Here is a 16,764-nt window from a genome sequence, read left to right as displayed (position 1 = left end):
CGCTGCTGAGGGTAAGGATCGGTAGTCCGGCAGCGTCGTTCCTGGACAGGGGGAAAGCGGGCATGAGCACCACGAACGCCGAGCCGGCCGGCGTCGTCGTCGGCTATGACGGCTCCGACGCCGGTGCGCGGGCCCTCCGCTGGGCCGCGGACGAGGCCGCGGCCCGTGGGCTGCCCGTCACCGTGACGTACGTGTGGGAGTTCAACTTCGGCGCGTCGATCGGCATGCCCGTCGTGGATCTGCGGACCGTGGCGCAAGAGATCCTGGACGAGGGCGTGGAGCGTCTCCGCGACGCCGCGCCCGGCCTTGAGGTGCGCTCCGACCTGGAACGGGGATCGGCGGCCGCCAAGCTGATCGAGCTGAGCGGGCGGGTCGAGATGATCGTCCTGGGTTCCCGTGGCCTGGGCGGGTTCGCCGGTCTGGTGCTGGGCTCGGTGAGCGCCCAGGTGGCCGCGCATGCCGCCTGCCCGGTGGTGGTGCTCCGCGGCGAGCCCGAGGCCGGGGCGGGGGAGGAACGGGGCCGTGTGGTGGTCGGTGTGGACGGCTCGGCCGCTTCACAGGCCGCCCTGGAGCTGGCTTTCACCGAGGCCGATGTCCATCGGGTCCCGCTGACCGCGATCGTCGCCTGGAGCCCCTCACCCGAGGTCGCGCTGCCGCCACTGGTGGAGCAGCACGAGCTGGGCGCGCTGGCCGAGACACGGCTGGCCCGGCTGCTGGCACCGTTGCGCAGGCGCCATCCCGAGGTGGACGCGCGAGGGAGGGTCGTGACCGGTGTTCCGCATGAGGTGCTGCTGGAGGCGTCTCTGGGTGCCCGCCTGCTCGTCGTCGGCTCACGCGGGCTGGGCGGGATCCGTGGCCTCATGCTCGGATCGGTCAGCCACGCCCTGCTCCACAGCGCGGACTGCCCTGTGGCGGTCGTCCACGGGCCCGAAGAACCGGCCGGTTCCTAGGGGCCGCTGTTCCGGTGGCGCTTGTCGCGGACGTAGATGACGGACGGTTTCCCCTCGCCGGGGCTGCGGCGGTCCAGCGCGAACAGGCTCGTCGCGGCCATCAGGTCGCTGAGCTTGGTGTAGCCGTAGGTGCGGGAGTCGAAGTCCGGTTGCTGTTTGGTGATGATGTGGCCGACCGAAGCCAGCGGGGCCCAGCCGTCATCGTCCGAGGCGGCCTCCACGGCGTTGCGGAGCTGGCGCACCAGCGCGGTGTCGGCCTTGAGCTTGGCGGCCTGGCGGGCGGGCGCCGGCGCCCCGCCGTCGGGCGCGGTGAGGTTCTCGATGTAGATGAACTTGTCGCACGCCGCCACGAACGGCTTGGGCGTCTTGTGCTCGCCGAACCCGTAGACGGTCAGGCCGGACTCGCGGATCCGCGCGGCCAGGCGGGTGAAGTCGCTGTCGCTGGAGACGATGCAGAACCCGTCGAAACGCTCTGAGTACAGCAGGTCCATCGCGTCGATGACCATCGCCGCGTCGGTGGCGTTCTTGCCGAACGTGTAGGCGAACTGCTGGATCGGCTGGATGGACTGGGCCAGCAGATGGTCCTTCCAGCCTTTGAGCCCGGTGCCGGTCCAGTCCCCGTAGGCGCGTTTGACGTGGGCGGTTCCGTACTTGGCGACCTCGGCCAGCAGCCCCTCGATGATCGTGGGACGGGTGTTGTCGGCGTCGATGAGCACGGCGAGCCTGGTGGAGTTGTCGCTGACCATGCTGGGTCCCTCGTTCCGGGGCTGGGGGTACGGGGTGAAGGGCACCGGGCCAGAGACGGCCCGGTGCCCAGGTGGCACGACCCTCGCGGGAGAGAGCTATTTCTCGATGGCGACCCGCTTGGGCTCCTTCTGGGTGTCCTTTGGCATCGGAACTCGCACCGTCAGGACGCCTTTGTCGTAGGACGCCTTGATGTCCTCGGCCTTGACCTTGGCGGGCAGGACCAGAGACCGGTCGAACGAACCGTAACGGAACTCCGACCGGCGGGGCTCCTTCGTCTCCTCGCGCCTCTCGGCGTGGATGTGCAGCACGTCGTCGGACACGGTGATCTCGACGTCCTTGTCGGGGTCCATGCCGGGAAGCTCGGCGCGGACCACGTAGGTGCCGTTCTCGGAGTAGTCCTCGACCCGGATGGCCTGGCTGAAGCCGGGACGCGCCGAGTCCAGCCAGTCGAACAGATCAGGGAACAGATGCCTCGGCTCCCAGCGTTCCAGGACACTCATCGTGACCCCCTCTATACGATTCCACGTGGAAGGTCCCCTTCCCGTGGCATCCACGGAGTAACGCCGGGCCGATTCCGAAGCGGGGTCTACCCCTGTGACGGCGCGGTCAGCAGGTCGTAGCCGATCACGGGTCCGCTCTGGCAGGCGAAGAGGGGGTGGCCCTTGCCCCCGACCCGGCAGTTGCCGCATCGCCCGTTGGTGCACCGGATGAGCCGATGGGTGGCGAGCTGGATCCGTCCCGCCGGGACGCCGTGCCGGACCAGCGCCTCGGCGGTCGCCTTCATCATGGGGAGAGGACCGGCGAGCAGCGCCACGCCGGCCTCCGGGGGGAAGTCCAGTTGGCGGACGGCCTCGGTCATCGCGACATCGCCCCCGGAGACGACCGTGACGTCCGCTCCGCGCAGGGCCCACCGGCTCAGGTCGGCGCGGGACGAGGCCGCCGGAGGGGTGCGCCCGCCCACCCAGATCCGCAGGCCGGCGTGCCGGGGGCGGGAGGCGATCAGCTGGTCCGCCGCCGATCGCAGCAGTCCCAGCCGGGACTCCCAGGCGACGCACAGCACCGTCCGGCCGACCGCGATCTCCAGGTCCCAGCCGCTGCCGAACGGGCCGCGCACCATGACGCGCTCGCCCACCTGGGCCGGTGGGGGCCCGCAGGGCATCCGTACCGTGGTGAGCTCCAGCGGCCCCTCGGGCGCGTGGGCGCCGACCACCGGCAGGCGCATCCCGGTGGCCGTACGGAGGACCCAGTACTGCCCCGGAAGGGCCGCGACGGCGGGCTCGGCATGACCGGTGTGACCGTGGTCCGGGCGCAGCGTGAGCGTCATCTCGCCCGGTGCCGCGGATCGGCGGGACACCACCTCGTACGCGCGTCCCGCCATCGCCCATGACCGGTACCGCTCGTCACCGGGCATCGCTCGCCTCCTCATCACGCGACCACCCTCCACGGCCACGCACACGACCGGAGCCACCTTGCCCGTCGCGCACGGCTCAGGCCAGGGCCGAAAGTCCCTTTTCCGGGGTGCGAGGCCCCTGGCTTGACCGGTACCCCGCCGCCCCCCGATCCAGCCTGTGACATGTACGGACTTGTGGGACACGACCCTCGTCCTCTAAGATCGCGCCGCGATTAGGTGTGCCTAACCTAACTCGTTGGGTCGATTCGGGGAACGGCAGGTGGCGAGTGGCGGGGACGCGCAAGCGGCTGGCCGTGCTGACGGGTTCGGCCGTGCTGCTGGTGGCCGCGGCGCTGGCGAGCCTGGCGGCGGGCAGCCGGGGCATCGCGCCCGGCGACGTGGTGCACGCCCTCCTGCATTCCGGTAACGACGACGAGACCCTGATCGTACGTTCACTGCGGGTGCCCCGGACGGTCGTCGGCGTGGCCGCCGGTGCCGCCCTGGCCGTGGCGGGGGTGCTGATGCAGGCGCTGACCCGCAATCCTCTGGCCGATCCACGGATCATGGGTGTCTCCTCGGGCGCCTCGCTGGGCGTGGTCGTGGCGATCAGCGTTCTCGGGCTGACCACGCTGCGCTCCTACATCTGGTTCGGCGTCGCCGGCGCCGCGCTGGCGGGCGCCTTCGTCTACGCCGTGGCGGCACGCACCCGGGACGGGGCCTCACCGGTCACCCTGGCACTGGCCGGGGCGGGCCTGGACGCCTCCCTGACCGGCGTGGTGATCGCCGTCCTCACCCTCAACACCCAGACCTTCGACCAGTACCGGTTCTGGGCGGTCGGGTCCCTGGCGGGCCGGACGGGCGAGGTCGCGCTGTGGGTCCTGCCGTTCGTGGCCGTCGGTGCCGTCATGGCCTTCGGCGTCGCGAGCGGCCTGGACGCGCTCGCCCTGGGCGATGACGTCGCCCGGGGGCTCGGCCGCGACGTGGACAAGGTGCGCCTGGTCGCCGCCGTCGCGGCGGTCGTGCTGGCCGGCGCCGCGGTCGCCGCCGCCGGGCCGGTCGGATTCGTCGGGCTCGCCGTGCCGCATCTGGCACGCGGGCTGGTCGGCGCCGCCCACCGCTGGGTGATGGCGGTGTCGCTGTTGCTCGGCCCCGCCCTCCTGCTCACCGCGGACGTGATCGGCCGGGTGGTCGTGCCGCCCGCCGAGGTCAAGGCCGGGGTCGTCACCGCCCTCATCGGCGCGCCGCTGCTGATCCTGCTGGTCCGTCGCGGACGGACGGTGACCGCGTGAGAACGGCCCATCCGGCGGCGGGCAGCACCGTCCTGGCCGCCGGCCCGATGACCTTCGTGCTGCGGCACCGCGCGGCCGTCGTGTTCCTCGTCCTGACCGTGCTCACCGCGGGCGCGGCGGTGCTCTCGCTCGGGGTCGGCAGCACGTACATCGCGCCGGGCGAGGTCGTCCGCGCGCTCGCGGGCGACGGCCCCTTCACCGTCGTCGTCCAGGACCTGCGGCTGCCCCGCCTCGTGGTGGCGCTCGCCGTCGGGACCCTGTTCGGGCTGTCCGGGGCGCTCTTGCAGTCCATCGCGCGCAACCCCCTGGCCAGCCCGGACGTCGTCGGCATCAGCCAGGGCGCCGGGCTCGCGGCCACCATCGCGGTCAGCACGGGTGCGGGCGCCGTCTGGCTGGGGCCGCTCGCGCTGCTGGGCGGGCTCGGGGCGGCCGCCGTGGTGTTCGTGGTGTCGCTGCGGTACGGGCTGGCCGCCGAGCGTTTCGTCCTGTGCGGCATCGCCGTGGCCATGGCGGCGAAGGCGCTCACCGAGGTCTTCATCGTCGGCGCCGACCCGATCGACGGGCAACGGGCGCAGATCTTCCTGGCGGGCAGTCTGGCGGGGACGGGATACGACGAGGCCCGTGTGCTGCTGATCCCGCTGGTCGTGCTGCTGCCGGCCCTGCTGTGGGCGGGCCGGGCGACGGGCACCACGGGACTGGACGACGACGTGGCCCGCGGCCTGGGCGTCCGTGTGGAGCGGCGGCGTCTCGCGCTGGGCGCGATCGCGGTGCTGCTCGCCGCGCTGGCCATCTCGCAGGCGGGCGCCGTCGACTTCGTGGCCCTGGCCGCGGGCCAGCTCGCCCGGCGCATCGTCCGTGCCGAGCGCCCGCCGCCGGCCTGTGCCGCGGTCACCGGAGCGCTGCTGACCGTGCTCGCGGACCTCGTCGCGCGTACCGCGTTCGCGCCCGTCCAGCTTCCCGTCGGCGTGCTGACCGCCGTCCTCGGCGGCCCCTATCTGCTCTGGCTGCTCCTGCGGAGGACCCGATGACGACCGATGACGTCCGGACCGAGACCAGGACGGAGGCGCGCGACCCCGTACGGCTGGCCGCCCGCGACCTCAGCGTCGGATACGGCGACCGGCTCGTCATCGAGGGCCTGGACCTGGAGATCCCGGCCGGCGCGTTCACCGTGGTCATCGGCCCGAACGCGTGCGGGAAGTCCACGCTGCTGCGGACGCTCGCGCGGTTGCTGTCCCCGCGCCACGGCGCCGCGCTCATCGATGGCGCCGACGTGCACGGCCTGCCCACCCGCGAGCTGGCCCGCCGGATGAGCGTGCTCCCGCAGAGCCCGGTCATCCCCGAGGGGATCAGCGTGGCCGACCTGGTGGCGCGCGGACGGCAGCCGTACCAGCGCTGGTTCCGGCAGTGGAGCGCGCAGGACTCCGCGGCGGTCGAGCTCGCGCTCGCCCTCACCGGCCTGACCGACCTGCGGGACAGGGCCGTGGACGCCCTGTCGGGCGGGCAGCGGCAGCGGGTGTGGATCGCCATGACGCTCGCGCAGGACACCGACGCGCTCCTTCTCGACGAACCGACCACCTACCTCGACCTCGCCCACCAGATCGAGGTGCTCGATCTGCTGCGGCGGCTGAACCGGGACGGCGGCCGAACGGTGATCGCCGTACTGCACGACCTCAACCAGGCGTGCCGCTACGCCGACCATCTCATCGTCATGAAGGCCGGGCGGGTGGTGGACCAGGGCAGCCCCGCCGAGGTGATGAACGCCGAGTGCCTGGCCGATGTGTTCGGCCTGGCCGGCGTCGTGGTGCCCTGCCCCGCCACCGGGGCGCCGATGGTGGTGCCGGACGCTCCGGCATGACACATAAACGGAGGATGACTGTGAAATTCCCTTCACTCACGCGACGGCTTGGCATGACGTTGGCCATCGCGGTGACGAGCGGACTCGCCTTGACCGCGTGCGGAGGCGGCGGCGCCGACACGGCCGACGGACCGACCCGTCCGGTCAAGCACGCCATGGGCGAGACCCGGGTGCCCGAGCACCCGAAGCGCGTCGTTGTCCTTGACCAGGACAAGCTGGACAGCCTTTACACCCTCGGGATCACCCCGGTCGGCGCGGCGCTGCCGGACCAGGCGTCCGGCATGCCCAAGTACCTGGGCCCCGAGTTCGCCAAGGTGAAGTCCGTTGGCACGCTCCAGCAGCCCGACCTGGAGGCGATCGCCGCGCTCAAGCCCGACCTGATCCTGGGGTCGAAGTTCCGCCAGGAGAAGTTCTACGCCGAACTCGCGAAGATCGCCCCCACGGTGTTCACCGAGAGGGTCGGGATCACCTGGAAGGAGAACTTCCAGCTCGACGCCGAGGCGGTCGGCAAGAAGGACGAGGGTCGGCAGAAGCTCCAGCAGTACGAGGCACAGGCCAAGCAGCTCGGGCGGCGGCTCGGCGACCCGGCCGCGTTGAAGATCAGCCTCATCCGCTTCCGCCCCGATGAGATCCGCCAGTACGGGCCGGAGTCGTTCGCCGGGATCGTGCTGAACGACATCGGCCTGGGGCGCCCGAAGGCCCAGCTACTGGAGGGCAAGGACGACCGCAGGTTCGCCCCGATCAGCACGGAACGGATCGACCAGGTCGACGGCGACTTCATCTTCGTCAGCGCGTTCGGGCAGAAGGCCGCCGAGCAGATGTCGACGGTGACCGCGGGTCCGCTGTGGAAGAAGCTGGGCGCCGTGAAGGACGGGCGCGTGAAGGTCGTGGACGACGAGATCTGGATGACCGGCATCGGTGTCACGGCCGCCGGGAAGATCCTCAACGACATCCGGACCTATGTGACGCCCCTGGCCAAAGCCTGACCGCGGACGGAGCCCCCGGGCCGGCCCCGTGCCGGCCCGGGGGCGGCCATCAGCCGCCGGACGGGGAGTGAGCGCGTGCCAGGCGGCGGCCCAGGAGGCGGCCGAAGGTGAGGGCGGGGGTGACGAGCATGCCGCCGCAGAAGCTGTTCCCGCAGGTGGCGGCGGCGCCGATCACCTCGCCCAGGGCGTACACGCCCGCCATGGGGGTGCCGTCGGTGCGGCGGACCCGGAGGTGCTCGTCGACGTCGAGGCCGGCGAAGGTGACCAGGGTGATGGCGTGGTTCTCCATGGCGAAGAAGGGCGGCTCGGCGATGGGCGCGGGCAGGTGGGTGCGGCCGAACTCCGGGTCGCGTCCCTCGGCGACGGCCGTGTTGTAACGCGCCACGGTGGCGGTGAGGCCGTCCGGGTCGATGCCGGCCAGCGCGGCGAGTTCGGGGAGCGTATCGGCCTTGTGGACGCCGGCGCGGACGCCCGCCTTGGACAGCACGTCCTCGGGGCTCCAGCCGACGACCATGGGGACGGAGTTGAGCCGGGCCTTGTCGTCGAAGACGGTCCAGAAGGTCCCGTCCGTGGACGTGGCGAGCCTGCGTTCCTTGGTGTCGATGCTCGGCTCGTCCTCGGCGACGAAGCGGAGTCCCCGCCGGTCGACGTAGATCTCCCAGGGGAGGCGTTCGGTGGCGACGAGCAGGGGGCGTTCCTCGAAGAACGCCTTGCCGGGCGTCGTGGGGTGGGGGAGACCGCCGAAGGTCGGCAGGTACCGGCCCTGCCCGGCGATCGCCGCGCCCGCCTCCCGCGCGATGACCAGGCCGTCGCCGGTGGACGTGGGATGCGCGGCGCTGACCAGCGTCCCGCCCTCCAGCTCCCGGAACAGGTCGGCGTCCGACGCGAAACCGCCGGTGGCGAGCACGATCGCCGGGGCCGTCACCTCGATCTCGTCCACGCCCGAGCGGAGGACGCCGACGCGGGGGGACTCCCCGGGAGCCTCGGTGAGGGAGAAGGCGGTGCTGCGCAGCCACAACTCGACGCCTCCCGCCGCTATCCGCTCGTCCAGCAGGCGCTTGAGGACGGCGAGGATCGACAGCCCGGCGTCCTTGCCGTAGTAGGTGCGGGGGACGCCGTAGGGCTCGTGGCCGTAGACGAGCCGGGGCGTCTCTGGCGCGAACTCGAAGCCCTGGTCGGCCAGCCATTCGATGGTCTCGGGCGCGTTGCGGGCGGCCATCTCGACCAGGTCGGCGCGGGCGGTGCCGCCGCTGATCCGCTCGATGTCGGCCAGGTGCGCCTCGACGGAGTCCTCGATGCCGCGCTCGCGCTGGCGCCGCGTGCCCGCCGCCGACATGTGGCCGCCGGTGGTGTGCAGGGTGCCGCCGATCCTGGAGTCCTTCTCGACCAGCAGCACGCGGGCGCCGAGCGCCGCGGCCTCGATCGCGCAGGGGATGCCCCCGGTGCCGGCTCCGATGATGACGAGGTCGTACTGCTGGGTCATCGGCGCATTTCACCCCTCTGCGTTCCGCAATGAGGAACTATGTTTCAGTATGGTCGGTTCATGGTGCTCGCCCGCACGGGGTGGGCGCAAGTACCCGGCGCGTACTCGGAGGTTGCCCATGCCGCTCGGAGCGGTCATCGAGGCCGTGGTCGCCACCCGCGATCCGGCCGCGTCCATCGACTTCCACACCCGGGCGTTCGGCCTGGAGGTCCTCGAACGGGACGCGGGCGGCGCCCTACTGGGCGTCGCGGGATCGCCGACCGGGCGGCTCCGGCTCGCCGCCGCGCCCGGCGTCCCCGCGACCCCGGCCCCCCGGATCTGGGACATCGGGCCGCGGCTGCTCGGCATCTACTCCCGTGACCTGGAGCGGACCGCCGCCGCGATCGACGCCGCGGGCGGCACGTCCCGCGACCGCGTGACCTACCCCTACGGCGCCGCGACGCTCAGCGAGTTCGTCGCGCTGGGCGCGGACGGCGTCTGGTGGACGATCCCGCGGGCCGGCGCCGCGCACCGGCCCAGCCCCGCTCTCGAAGGCGACGCGCGGCGCCTGCACGGCGAGTTGCACACCGCCGTGCTCGTCCCGGACGACCATGACGCGGCCGTCGCCTTCTTCACCGGGGCGGGCGGCCTGGAGGTCCTGTTCGAGGGCGAGATGTCGGGCGACCCGTTCGACCGGATGACCGGCATGCCGGAGGGCGCGTCGCTGCGGCTGACGTTCCTGGTCGCGCGCGACCACCCGCCCGCCCGGCTGGAGATCATGTCGTTCCGCGGGGTGGACGCGGCGGACCGCACCGCGTCCCCGCTCGGCCTGCGCCGCCTGGTGTTCGCGTCCGACGATCCGGGGGCGACCCTGGACGACCTCGTCAAGGCGGGGGCCACGCGCCTGGACGGCACCACGCTGCGCGGCCCGGCCGGGATCGAACTCCAGGTCAGGCACGCCCGGCTCACGCCCTAGCTCACGCGAACCACCAGAGCGCCGTGTCCCGCGGGTCGCGGATCAGGAAGGAGCGCTGCCGGTAGAAGCGCCGGAGGGAGGCGGGACCCATCCGCGATCCGCCGAGCCCGGAGGACTTGAAGGCGTTCTTCTCGCCGTCCATCACGAAACCGGTGAGGGACGCGTCGTTGACGCTGATGCCGCCCGCCTCCAGCCGCAGCCCGATCTCCATGGCGGCCTCGGTGGTGGACGCGAACACGGCGGCCGACAGGCCGTACTCGCTGTCGTTGGCCAGTGCCACGGCCTCGTCGGCGTCCGCGAACGGCATGACCGGCAGGATCGGGCCGAACGTCTCCTCCCGCATGATCCGCATGCCGTGGTCGACGCCGGTCAGGACGGTCGGCTCGACGTAGGCGCCGCCGCCCAGGACGCGCACCTCGCCGCCGCAGTGGACGGTGGCGCCCCGGGCGACGGCGTCGGCGAGATGGTCCTCGATGATCCCGATCTGCGCGGCGGAGATGACCGGCCCCAGCTCGCCGTCCGCCGGTCCCGGGTAGGCGAGGCCGACCTTGCGCGCCCGCGCGACCAGCAGGTCCACGAACCGGTCGGCCACGGGCTCGGCCACGTAGACGCGCTCGATCGACATGCACGAGTGGCCGGTGTTGACCGTCCCGCCGAACAGGATCGCCCGCGCGGCGCGGTCGAGGTCGGCGTCCGCGCACACGATCGCCGGGTCCTTGCCGCCGAGCTCCAGGAACGCGGGGATGAACCGGGCCGCGGCCGCCGCGCCCACCGCGCGTCCGGTGCGGACGCTGCCGGTGAAGCAGATCAGGTCGACCACGTCCACGACGGCCGCGCCGGTGGCGCCGTCGCCGTCCACGACGGTGAGCACGCCGTCCAGCTCCGGGACGGCGGCCACGCATTCGCGCAGGACCTCGGCGAAGCGGGGCGTGATCTCGCTCGGCTTGAGCAGCACCGCCGATCCGGCCAGCAGCGCGGGCACCGCGTCGATCATCGCCAGCAGCAGCGGGAAGTTCCACGGGCTGATGGCGCCGACCAGCGGGTACGGCAGCGGCTCCTGGCGCAGCGCGATGCCCGGCATGGAGGTCGGGACGGTGCCGTCGGAGGCGAGCAGCTCAGGAGCGCGCACGCACCAGCGGTCCAGCGACGCCAGCACGCTGTCCACCTCCAGCCGCGAGACGGGCAGGCGCCCGGTGTCGCGGACGAGCGCGTCCAGCATCGCCTCGTCCCGCGAGGCGAGCGCGTCGCGGAACGACCGCAGCGCCGCCACCCGTCCGGTGGCGCCCAGGGCCAGCCATCCGGGCTGCGCCGCGCGCGCCCGTTCCGCCGCGGCGCCGACCTCCGCGGCGTCGGCGCAGACGAGGGTGTGGTCGGTCGCGCCGGTGCGGGGGTCGCGCACGCCGATCGGTCGTCCCATGGACGCCTCCAAAGATCCTGTTCCGATTAATGTAACGATGTTCCGCCGGGAGGAGAATGATGGTACGAATAAGTCTGACGTTTTAGCGCCATGACGGAGGACCCGTGGTCGGCACGCACGGCTGGACGCTGCACAGTTGGGCGATCCTGCTGCACATCATCCTGTTCGCCTACTGGCTGGGCGGTGACCTGGGCGTCTTCTACTCCAGCCGGTTCATCCTCAAGCCGGAGCTGTCCGCCGAGGCGCGGGGTGTCGCCGTGAAGGTCATGCACGTGGTGGACATGTCACCGCGGATCTGCCTGGTGCTGTTCCTGCCGAGCGGCGTCACGCTGATGGCCGCCGACGAGCTGGGCCGCGACCTGTTCTACGGCTGGCCGCTGGCCGCCGTGTGGGTGCTGTCGCTCGCCTGGCTGGGGCTGGTCATCGCCGACTACCGAAGGCGGCCCGGCCGGTTCGGCGACGCCGTCCACCGCACCGACTTCGCCGTACGAGGCGCGCTCGTCGCAGGCCTGCTCGGCACCGCCGCCTACACCTTCGTGGCGGAGGAGCCGTTCGGCGTCACGTCCAACCCCAAGTGGCTCGCCGGCAAGGTCGCCGCGTACGCGCTGTGCATCGCCGGGGGCCTGATGATCCGGGTCAAGCTGCGGCCGTTCGGCGCCGCCTGGGGCACGCTGCTCGCCAAGGGAAGCAGCCCGGAGGTCGAACGCGACATCCGGGGAGCCGTCCAGGGCAGCATCCCCTATGTCCTGCTCATCTGGGCACTGGTGGTCGTCGCCGCGGTGCTCGGCGTGGTCAAGCCCGGCACCACCGCGTACTGAACCCGGATGGCACGCTCACTCCGGACGATGACCGAAGCGCTCCGACAGCAGGCGCGTCGTGCGCAGCAGCGCGGCGGCGTGGGCGTCGGCGTCCTCAAGGAACCGCTCGATCGGGCCGCTGACGCTCACGACGGCGATCGGCCGCCCGCTCTGGTCCAGGATCGGGGCGGCCACGGACGCCGCGCCCGCCTGCCGTTCGGCAGTGGAACGGGCGTAGCCGCGGGCACGGATCTCCTCGATCTCGCGCCGCAACCGGGGGACGTTGGCGATGGTGGCCGGGGTGAGCTGCTCCAGCGACGGCTGCGACAGGTAGTGCTCGATCTCCTCGTCCGACAGGAACGCCAGGAACGCCTTGGAGGACGCGCCCGCGTGCAGCGGATAGGGGACGCCCAGCGTCACCGACATGATGAGCTCGCGGCGGGGCGTCACCTGGTCGATGTAGGAGCGCGTCCAGCCGGAACGCACCGACAGCGTCGCGGTCTCGACCGTGCGCTCCGACAGCGCGACCAGCTCGGGACGCGCGACCGTCCGCACGTCCATCCGCTCCAGGTACGCCATGCCGAGCTTCATCGCGCCGATGCCGAGCGAGTACCGCCGCGACGACTCGTCCAGCTCGATCAGCCCGTGCCGGCGCAGCGACGTGAGGATGCGGTGCACGGCGGCCTTGGACAGCTTGAGCGCTTTGGCGACCTCCGTGACACCGAGGGTCTGCGACCGCTGCTCGGCGAAGAACATCAGGACGTCGGCCGCGCGCTCCACCGTGGCCGTCGTCTGCCCGCCGTTCCGTTCCTGCTTGGGCACGGAAACCTCGCCGACGTCAGCGGTGCTGGTCATTGGGGTGGATCCTTCCCGATCCCGAGCTGTCACCGGCCGAACCGGAACACGGAGCAGGCGCGCGCGATCACGGCCCGTTTCACCAGTGTAAAACCGTTCCGCTTCGCGGGACACGATCTGATGGAGAATGCCATGGGGACTCCGCTCGCAGCCGTCGAGGGAATGCTGCAAGCCGTCATCGACCGGGACCTCGACGCCGTGCTCGACGCGTTCTCCGCCGAGCCCGACGCCTACGTCTTCCCTGAGGGGCCGCGCTGGACGACCCGGGGCGGCGACCGCATCGAGCGGGGCTGGCGCGCGTACTTCGAGGCGCCGATACGGATCGATGGCTTCCGCTGGATCGAGGGCCCGTACCTGTTCGAGTCCGACACGCTCGCACAGGTCGCCGGGGTCATCGACTACGACGTCCACGGTGACGGCAAGGACGGGCGGCTGCGCATGCGGATGAGCTGGCTGGTGCGCCGGGAGGGCGAGCGCTGGCGCGTCGTGCACGAGCACGGTTCCCAGCCGCTCGCCGACCCCTACGGCGCCGGCGACTGGTGGCCGGACGGCGCCCGTCCCCTGGGCGCCCCGAGCTGACCCGTACCGGCCCGTGGCCGGCGCGCCGTGGGACGGGTCAGGCGACCTTGAACTCGTTGATGATCGTGCGCTTGACCAGGCGGTCGGCGTCCATCCAGTGCCAGGTGCGGCACTTGTGCCGCCCGTCCCGCGAGAGCTGGATCAGCTCGTACAGGTAGTTGTCCGGGTCGTCCTTGTAGGACCAGGTCAGGACGATCGCCTGGTCGTCCACCTGGCTCATCTCGCCGATGATCCGGTCGTTGTCGAAGCGGCAGACCCCGCCGTCGAGCCGGCCGCCGAACTCCAGCGCCCGCACCCGGCCGTCCGCCCAGGTGTAGGTGTTGATCTGGACGATGTCGTACGAGCCGTCGTCCGGTACCCAGCACTTCAGGTGCGAGGCGTGCCGGTCGACGACGGCGCCCTCGGCGTCGAGATGGATGTACTCGCCCCGCCACTCGCCGAGGTGCTTGGCGTTGATGGGCATGCCCGGGACTCCGGCGCGCATGGTTCCTCCTGGTCATCGGGGGCCCGCGTGGTCGTCGGGGCCCGCGCGGGGATGTTGACAGGCCGACGGCCGGAGCCTAGCGTCAACGATCACAAAGTCGGAACACCATTCCGCAAAAAGGAACAGAAGGGTTCGCTTGTGCGCGATCAGGGTTCGGCCCCGCTGGTCGAGGGCATCACCGGGGCGGTCATCGGGGTCGCCGCCTTCCGTCCCCATCTGGAGTTCTTCGGCCACCGGCTCGGCTACGAGGTGGCCGCGGAGGGCGTCGTCCCGGCCGCGGTCGCGGACGCGCTGTGGGGCACCGGACCCCGGGACGTCGACGCCGTGGCGCTCACCGCGGCCGGAGCCGGGACCGGCCGCGTCCATCTGGTCCGGGTCCCCGAACCCGTCGCCCCCGCGGGCCGGCCGCACAACCTCGACCGCGGCCTGATCGGCATCGACATGTACGCCCGCGACATCGAGGACGCGCACGCCCGGTGCGCCGCCGCCGGGATCTCCTGGACGAGCCCGCCCGCCACCTACGGCGTGGCCGTGGGCGGGAAGGAGGTCATGGTCACCCAGGGCGTGTGCCCGGCGCCCGACGGAACGGCCGTGGTGTTCGTCCAGCCCGCGGCGGCGCGCGGGACCGCGGCGTGGGAGGCCGATCCCGGCCGCATGTTCACCGAGCTGACCTCGGTCGTCTGCCACGTGCCCGACGTGGACGCCGAGGTCGCGTTCTGGGGGCCGGACGGGCTGGGCATGGCGCTCTGGTACGACGTGACCTTCTCCTCGCCCGGCTTCGACACCGTCGCCGACCTGCCGCCCGGCACCCGCATGCGGCTGGCGTTCCTCGCGGGCGAGAGGACCGCGCGCATCGAGGTGACCTGCGCGGAGGGCGACCACCGCGCCGACCTGCGGCCCGTCCAGCGTCCCGGCCGGTCGCTCGGGCACAGCGGGTGGACGGTGCGCACCCGTGACCTCGGCGCCGCGCTCGACGCCGTCCGCCGGACGGGCGGCGAGGTGTCCGGCGAGCCGGTGGAGACCGACGACCCGCTGCACGGCAAGGCCGCCGCCGCGTCCGTCACCACCCCGAACGGGATCTCGGTGACCCTGTACGAGTCCCGCGCATGAGCCTGTACTTCACGGACGTGGACCCGGCCGCGGCGGAGCTGCCATGGCGGTCGTTCACGATCCCCTCGTCCGCTCCGCCGGTGCGGTTGCTGCGGCTGGAGGTGGACCGGTCGGACGGGTCGTCCACGTCGCTGGTCCGCTTCCCGCCGGGCTGGAGCCGTCCGGACGCGGGTCACTACCTGGTGGGCGAGGAGTTCGTCGTCCTTGAGGGCGGCCTCACCGTTTCGGGGGTGGAGTACGGGCCGGGCGACCACGGCTGGATTCCGGCGGGCGCCACCCGGCACGGCTCCCGGACGGAGACCGGGGCACTGGCGCTGGCCTGGTTCTCCGGTGTCCCCGATTGGGTGGACGCCCCGGGGTCCGCGCCGACCGGCGAGGTCACCCCGCTGCTCACGGTGCCGATACCCGAGGGCGGGCTGCCGCTGCGCTCCGGCGAGTCGAGCCGGACCCGGCTCTATGAGCGGGTGCCCGCCGCGTTCACCTCGCCCGCGCGGGTGCTGTTCCTGGACGGTCCGCGCTGGTCGGCGTACGGGCCGGGCGAGCCGGTCGCGAGGCGTCCCGGACGGGCCGTCGTCCACCTCGGCCTACCATCTCACGGATCGTAACGGCATCACACATAAAGGAACATTGGAGGGCTGCGCATGATCTACCTGGTCTACCGGATGAAGCTGAGCGAGCGGGCCCGCCGCAACCAGAAGCAGTTCTGGGCGTGGCTGGAGGACCGCGAGCGCTGGTTCTACCGCGACCTCCCGATGGTCAAGGAGGTCCGCTGGTACTACAGCGTGATCGGGGACGTCTACACCATCGAGAACTGGGCCGCCTTCGAGGACGAGGCCGCGTGGGGCGCCTACCGCGCCGCGCTCGGCACGCTCAAGGCCGACGCCGAATGGGAGGGCGAGCGCGTCACCCAGGACGACTGGTGGGAGTTCCTGGACACCCGTATCGTCACCGACCCGCCCGTGCCCATCGGCCTGCGGAGGAACTGACCAGCCATGTCGCAGACCACCCGCTCGACGGTGGAGCGGGCGGCCGACGTGCTGGTGCTGTTCGCCGAGGCGGGCACCAGGACGCTGGGCGTCACCGAGATCGCCGACACGCTCGGGATGTCCAAGCCGGCCGTCCACCGCATCCTCACCTCGCTGCGCAGCCGCCGGCTCGTCGAAGTGGACGGGCAGACCCGCAAGTACGCGCTCGGGCTGACCGCGATGCGGCTCGGCCTGACCTACCTCGACCACATCGACGTGCGGCGCCTGGCGGCGCCGGAGCTGGTCGCGCTGTGCCACGCGACCGGGGAGACCGCGACGCTGTCGACCCGGGTCGGCGCGCAGCGCGTCTACGTCGACCAGGTGACGCCCGACCGCGACGTCATCATGTCGGTGTCGCTCGGCGTCCCCTTCCCGCTGCACGCCGGGGCGTCCTCCAAGGCGTTCCTGGCGTTCCTGACCGAGCCCGAGATCAGCGAGTACCTGAACGCCGACCACCTCAGCCGGGTCACCGACCGGACGGTCGTCGAGCCGGACGCGCTGCGCGCGGAGCTGGCCGAGATCCGGCGGCTCGGCTACGCCCGGTCGTTCGCCGAACGGCAGTCCGGCGCGGCCTCGGTCGCCGCGCCGGTCTTCGACCACCACGGCCTGCCCGCCGCGGTCGTCAGCGTGTGCGGGCCGGTCGAGCGGTTCCGCGGCGAGGCGGAGGCGTGCGCCGAGGCGTTGCTCGCGGCGACGGCGCGGCTCTCCGAGCTGATGGGGCATACCCCGGGCGGGAACTGACCTATCGCCACGGAGTGCCGTGTCCGCCGTGGTGCGGACACGGCACTCGGCGTCCCCGCAGGTCATGCTTAACGAAAACGTCATCGTCCGAAAAAGTCGGA

Annotated in this window: 19 protein-coding genes; 12 read left to right on the top strand and 7 right to left on the bottom strand. The window is 72.3% G+C overall.

The window, feature by feature from the left end; translation table 11 throughout:
• Positions 1-62: 62 nt before the first annotated feature.
• On the top strand, positions 63-950 hold the full coding sequence (locus ACGWYJ_RS09840; protein WP_395105379.1) for a universal stress protein: 888 nt from the start codon (positions 63-65) through the stop codon (positions 948-950).
• Here the strand turns inward: ACGWYJ_RS09840 and ACGWYJ_RS09835 are convergent.
• The 3 genes from ACGWYJ_RS09835 to ACGWYJ_RS09825 all read right to left on the bottom strand — a co-directional run bounded on the left by ACGWYJ_RS09835 (position 947) and on the right by ACGWYJ_RS09825 (position 3,108).
• Complete coding sequence (locus ACGWYJ_RS09835) at positions 947-1,696, bottom strand: NYN domain-containing protein (RefSeq protein ID WP_395105378.1); 750 nt, start codon at positions 1,694-1,696, stop codon at positions 947-949. The genes ACGWYJ_RS09840 and ACGWYJ_RS09835 overlap by 4 nt on opposite strands.
• A 96-nt stretch (positions 1,697-1,792) precedes the next feature.
• A complete protein-coding gene (locus tag ACGWYJ_RS09830) occupies positions 1,793-2,197 on the bottom strand; it encodes an Hsp20/alpha crystallin family protein (protein ID WP_395105377.1) in 405 nt (134 codons plus the stop codon).
• 86 nt (positions 2,198-2,283) lie between these two features.
• Positions 2,284-3,108: a hypothetical protein gene (locus tag ACGWYJ_RS09825; protein ID WP_395105376.1), complete on the bottom strand. Its 825-nt coding sequence runs from the start codon at positions 3,106-3,108 to the stop codon at positions 2,284-2,286.
• A gap of 266 nt (positions 3,109-3,374) precedes the next feature.
• Here ACGWYJ_RS09825 and ACGWYJ_RS09820 point away from each other — a divergent pair, with 266 nt between their 5' ends.
• From ACGWYJ_RS09820 to ACGWYJ_RS09805, 4 genes are read left to right on the top strand one after another with little or no spacing between them, the layout of a single operon-like run.
• Positions 3,375-4,376 carry a FecCD family ABC transporter permease gene (locus ACGWYJ_RS09820; protein ID WP_395105375.1) on the top strand — a complete coding sequence of 334 codons (1,002 nt, stop codon included), beginning with the start codon at positions 3,375-3,377 and terminating at the stop codon, positions 4,374-4,376.
• The gene (locus tag ACGWYJ_RS09815) at positions 4,373-5,404 is read left to right on the top strand and encodes a FecCD family ABC transporter permease (protein ID WP_395105374.1); all 1,032 of its coding nucleotides are present in this window, start codon (positions 4,373-4,375) and stop codon (positions 5,402-5,404) included. The genes ACGWYJ_RS09820 and ACGWYJ_RS09815 overlap by 4 nt, the downstream gene beginning before the upstream one ends.
• Positions 5,401-6,231 (top strand): ABC transporter ATP-binding protein, encoded by an 831-nt coding sequence (locus ACGWYJ_RS09810; protein WP_395105373.1) that lies wholly within the window; start codon positions 5,401-5,403, stop codon positions 6,229-6,231. Before ACGWYJ_RS09815 ends, ACGWYJ_RS09810 begins: the two co-directional genes overlap by 4 nt.
• Before the next feature lie 53 nt (positions 6,232-6,284).
• The gene (locus tag ACGWYJ_RS09805; RefSeq protein WP_395105372.1) at positions 6,285-7,217 is read left to right on the top strand and encodes an ABC transporter substrate-binding protein; all 933 of its coding nucleotides are present in this window, start codon (positions 6,285-6,287) and stop codon (positions 7,215-7,217) included.
• A gap of 49 nt (positions 7,218-7,266) precedes the next feature.
• On the opposite strand, the gene ACGWYJ_RS09800 is transcribed toward ACGWYJ_RS09805, so the two are convergent.
• Positions 7,267-8,700 carry an FAD-dependent oxidoreductase gene (locus ACGWYJ_RS09800; RefSeq protein ID WP_395105371.1) on the bottom strand — a complete coding sequence of 478 codons (1,434 nt, stop codon included), beginning with the start codon at positions 8,698-8,700 and terminating at the stop codon, positions 7,267-7,269.
• A 118-nt stretch (positions 8,701-8,818) separates the two neighbouring features.
• Here ACGWYJ_RS09800 and ACGWYJ_RS09795 point away from each other — a divergent pair, with 118 nt between their 5' ends.
• Positions 8,819-9,655: a VOC family protein gene (locus ACGWYJ_RS09795; protein WP_395105370.1), complete on the top strand. Its 837-nt coding sequence runs from the start codon at positions 8,819-8,821 to the stop codon at positions 9,653-9,655.
• A gap of 1 nt (position 9,656) precedes the next feature.
• Here the strand turns inward: ACGWYJ_RS09795 and ACGWYJ_RS09790 are convergent, their stop codons facing one another.
• Positions 9,657-11,072: an aldehyde dehydrogenase family protein gene (locus ACGWYJ_RS09790; protein WP_395105369.1), complete on the bottom strand. Its 1,416-nt coding sequence runs from the start codon at positions 11,070-11,072 to the stop codon at positions 9,657-9,659.
• 104 nt (positions 11,073-11,176) lie between these two features.
• Here ACGWYJ_RS09790 and ACGWYJ_RS09785 point away from each other — a divergent pair, with 104 nt between their 5' ends.
• Positions 11,177-11,890 (top strand): hypothetical protein, encoded by a 714-nt coding sequence (locus ACGWYJ_RS09785; RefSeq protein WP_395105368.1) that lies wholly within the window; start codon positions 11,177-11,179, stop codon positions 11,888-11,890.
• Between the two features lie 15 nt (positions 11,891-11,905).
• Here ACGWYJ_RS09785 and ACGWYJ_RS09780 read toward each other — a convergent pair whose 3' ends face one another.
• Positions 11,906-12,724: an IclR family transcriptional regulator gene (locus tag ACGWYJ_RS09780; protein ID WP_395105367.1), complete on the bottom strand. Its 819-nt coding sequence runs from the start codon at positions 12,722-12,724 to the stop codon at positions 11,906-11,908.
• Between the two features lie 132 nt (positions 12,725-12,856).
• Here ACGWYJ_RS09780 and ACGWYJ_RS09775 point away from each other — a divergent pair, with 132 nt between their 5' ends.
• The gene (locus ACGWYJ_RS09775) at positions 12,857-13,303 is read left to right on the top strand and encodes a YybH family protein (protein WP_395105366.1); all 447 of its coding nucleotides are present in this window, start codon (positions 12,857-12,859) and stop codon (positions 13,301-13,303) included.
• 37 nt (positions 13,304-13,340) lie between these two features.
• Here ACGWYJ_RS09775 and ACGWYJ_RS09770 read toward each other — a convergent pair whose 3' ends face one another.
• Positions 13,341-13,787: a hypothetical protein gene (locus tag ACGWYJ_RS09770; protein WP_395105365.1), complete on the bottom strand. Its 447-nt coding sequence runs from the start codon at positions 13,785-13,787 to the stop codon at positions 13,341-13,343.
• Between the two features lie 138 nt (positions 13,788-13,925).
• On the opposite strand from ACGWYJ_RS09770, the gene ACGWYJ_RS09765 reads away from it, so the two are divergent.
• The 4 genes from ACGWYJ_RS09765 to ACGWYJ_RS09750 are packed head-to-tail and all read left to right on the top strand — an operon-like array spanning position 13,926 to position 16,663.
• Positions 13,926-14,897 carry a VOC family protein gene (locus ACGWYJ_RS09765; RefSeq protein WP_395105364.1) on the top strand — a complete coding sequence of 324 codons (972 nt, stop codon included), beginning with the start codon at positions 13,926-13,928 and terminating at the stop codon, positions 14,895-14,897.
• Positions 14,894-15,502 (top strand): cupin domain-containing protein, encoded by a 609-nt coding sequence (locus tag ACGWYJ_RS09760; RefSeq protein WP_395105363.1) that lies wholly within the window; start codon positions 14,894-14,896, stop codon positions 15,500-15,502. Before ACGWYJ_RS09765 ends, ACGWYJ_RS09760 begins: the two co-directional genes overlap by 4 nt.
• A gap of 36 nt (positions 15,503-15,538) precedes the next feature.
• Positions 15,539-15,883 carry a hypothetical protein gene (locus ACGWYJ_RS09755; RefSeq protein ID WP_395105362.1) on the top strand — a complete coding sequence of 115 codons (345 nt, stop codon included), beginning with the start codon at positions 15,539-15,541 and terminating at the stop codon, positions 15,881-15,883.
• Between the two features lie 6 nt (positions 15,884-15,889).
• Complete coding sequence (locus ACGWYJ_RS09750) at positions 15,890-16,663, top strand: IclR family transcriptional regulator (RefSeq protein ID WP_395105361.1); 774 nt, start codon at positions 15,890-15,892, stop codon at positions 16,661-16,663.
• The last annotated feature ends 101 nt before the right edge of the window (positions 16,664-16,764 follow it).

This window comes from Actinomadura sp. SCN-SB, from assembly GCF_043906805.1.
Lineage (GTDB): Bacteria > Actinomycetota > Actinomycetes > Streptosporangiales > Streptosporangiaceae > Spirillospora.
This window is presented reverse-complemented; position numbering and strand designations above follow the sequence as displayed.

Bases quoted from the DNA above. Each gene is read 5' to 3' on its own strand.
- ACGWYJ_RS09835 (WP_395105378.1), bottom strand. From the start codon at position 1,696: ATGGTCAGCGACAACTCCACCAGGCTCGCCGTGCTCATCGACGCCGAC.
- ACGWYJ_RS09780 (WP_395105367.1), bottom strand. From the start codon at position 12,724: ATGACCAGCACCGCTGACGTCGGCGAGGTTTCCGTGCCCAAGCAGGAA.
- ACGWYJ_RS09810 (WP_395105373.1), top strand. From the start codon at position 5,401: ATGACGACCGATGACGTCCGGACCGAGACCAGGACGGAGGCGCGCGAC.
- ACGWYJ_RS09750 (WP_395105361.1), top strand. From the start codon at position 15,890: ATGTCGCAGACCACCCGCTCGACGGTGGAGCGGGCGGCCGACGTGCTG.
- ACGWYJ_RS09830 (WP_395105377.1), bottom strand. From the start codon at position 2,197: ATGAGTGTCCTGGAACGCTGGGAGCCGAGGCATCTGTTCCCTGATCTG.
- ACGWYJ_RS09770 (WP_395105365.1), bottom strand. From the start codon at position 13,787: ATGCGCGCCGGAGTCCCGGGCATGCCCATCAACGCCAAGCACCTCGGC.
- ACGWYJ_RS09775 (WP_395105366.1), top strand. From the start codon at position 12,857: ATGGGGACTCCGCTCGCAGCCGTCGAGGGAATGCTGCAAGCCGTCATC.
- ACGWYJ_RS09825 (WP_395105376.1), bottom strand. From the start codon at position 3,108: ATGCCCGGTGACGAGCGGTACCGGTCATGGGCGATGGCGGGACGCGCG.
- ACGWYJ_RS09800 (WP_395105371.1), bottom strand. From the start codon at position 8,700: ATGACCCAGCAGTACGACCTCGTCATCATCGGAGCCGGCACCGGGGGC.
- ACGWYJ_RS09840 (WP_395105379.1), top strand. From the start codon at position 63: ATGAGCACCACGAACGCCGAGCCGGCCGGCGTCGTCGTCGGCTATGAC.
- ACGWYJ_RS09795 (WP_395105370.1), top strand. From the start codon at position 8,819: ATGCCGCTCGGAGCGGTCATCGAGGCCGTGGTCGCCACCCGCGATCCG.
- ACGWYJ_RS09755 (WP_395105362.1), top strand. From the start codon at position 15,539: ATGATCTACCTGGTCTACCGGATGAAGCTGAGCGAGCGGGCCCGCCGC.
- ACGWYJ_RS09790 (WP_395105369.1), bottom strand. From the start codon at position 11,072: ATGGGACGACCGATCGGCGTGCGCGACCCCCGCACCGGCGCGACCGAC.
- ACGWYJ_RS09760 (WP_395105363.1), top strand. From the start codon at position 14,894: ATGAGCCTGTACTTCACGGACGTGGACCCGGCCGCGGCGGAGCTGCCA.
- ACGWYJ_RS09805 (WP_395105372.1), top strand. From the start codon at position 6,285: ATGACGTTGGCCATCGCGGTGACGAGCGGACTCGCCTTGACCGCGTGC.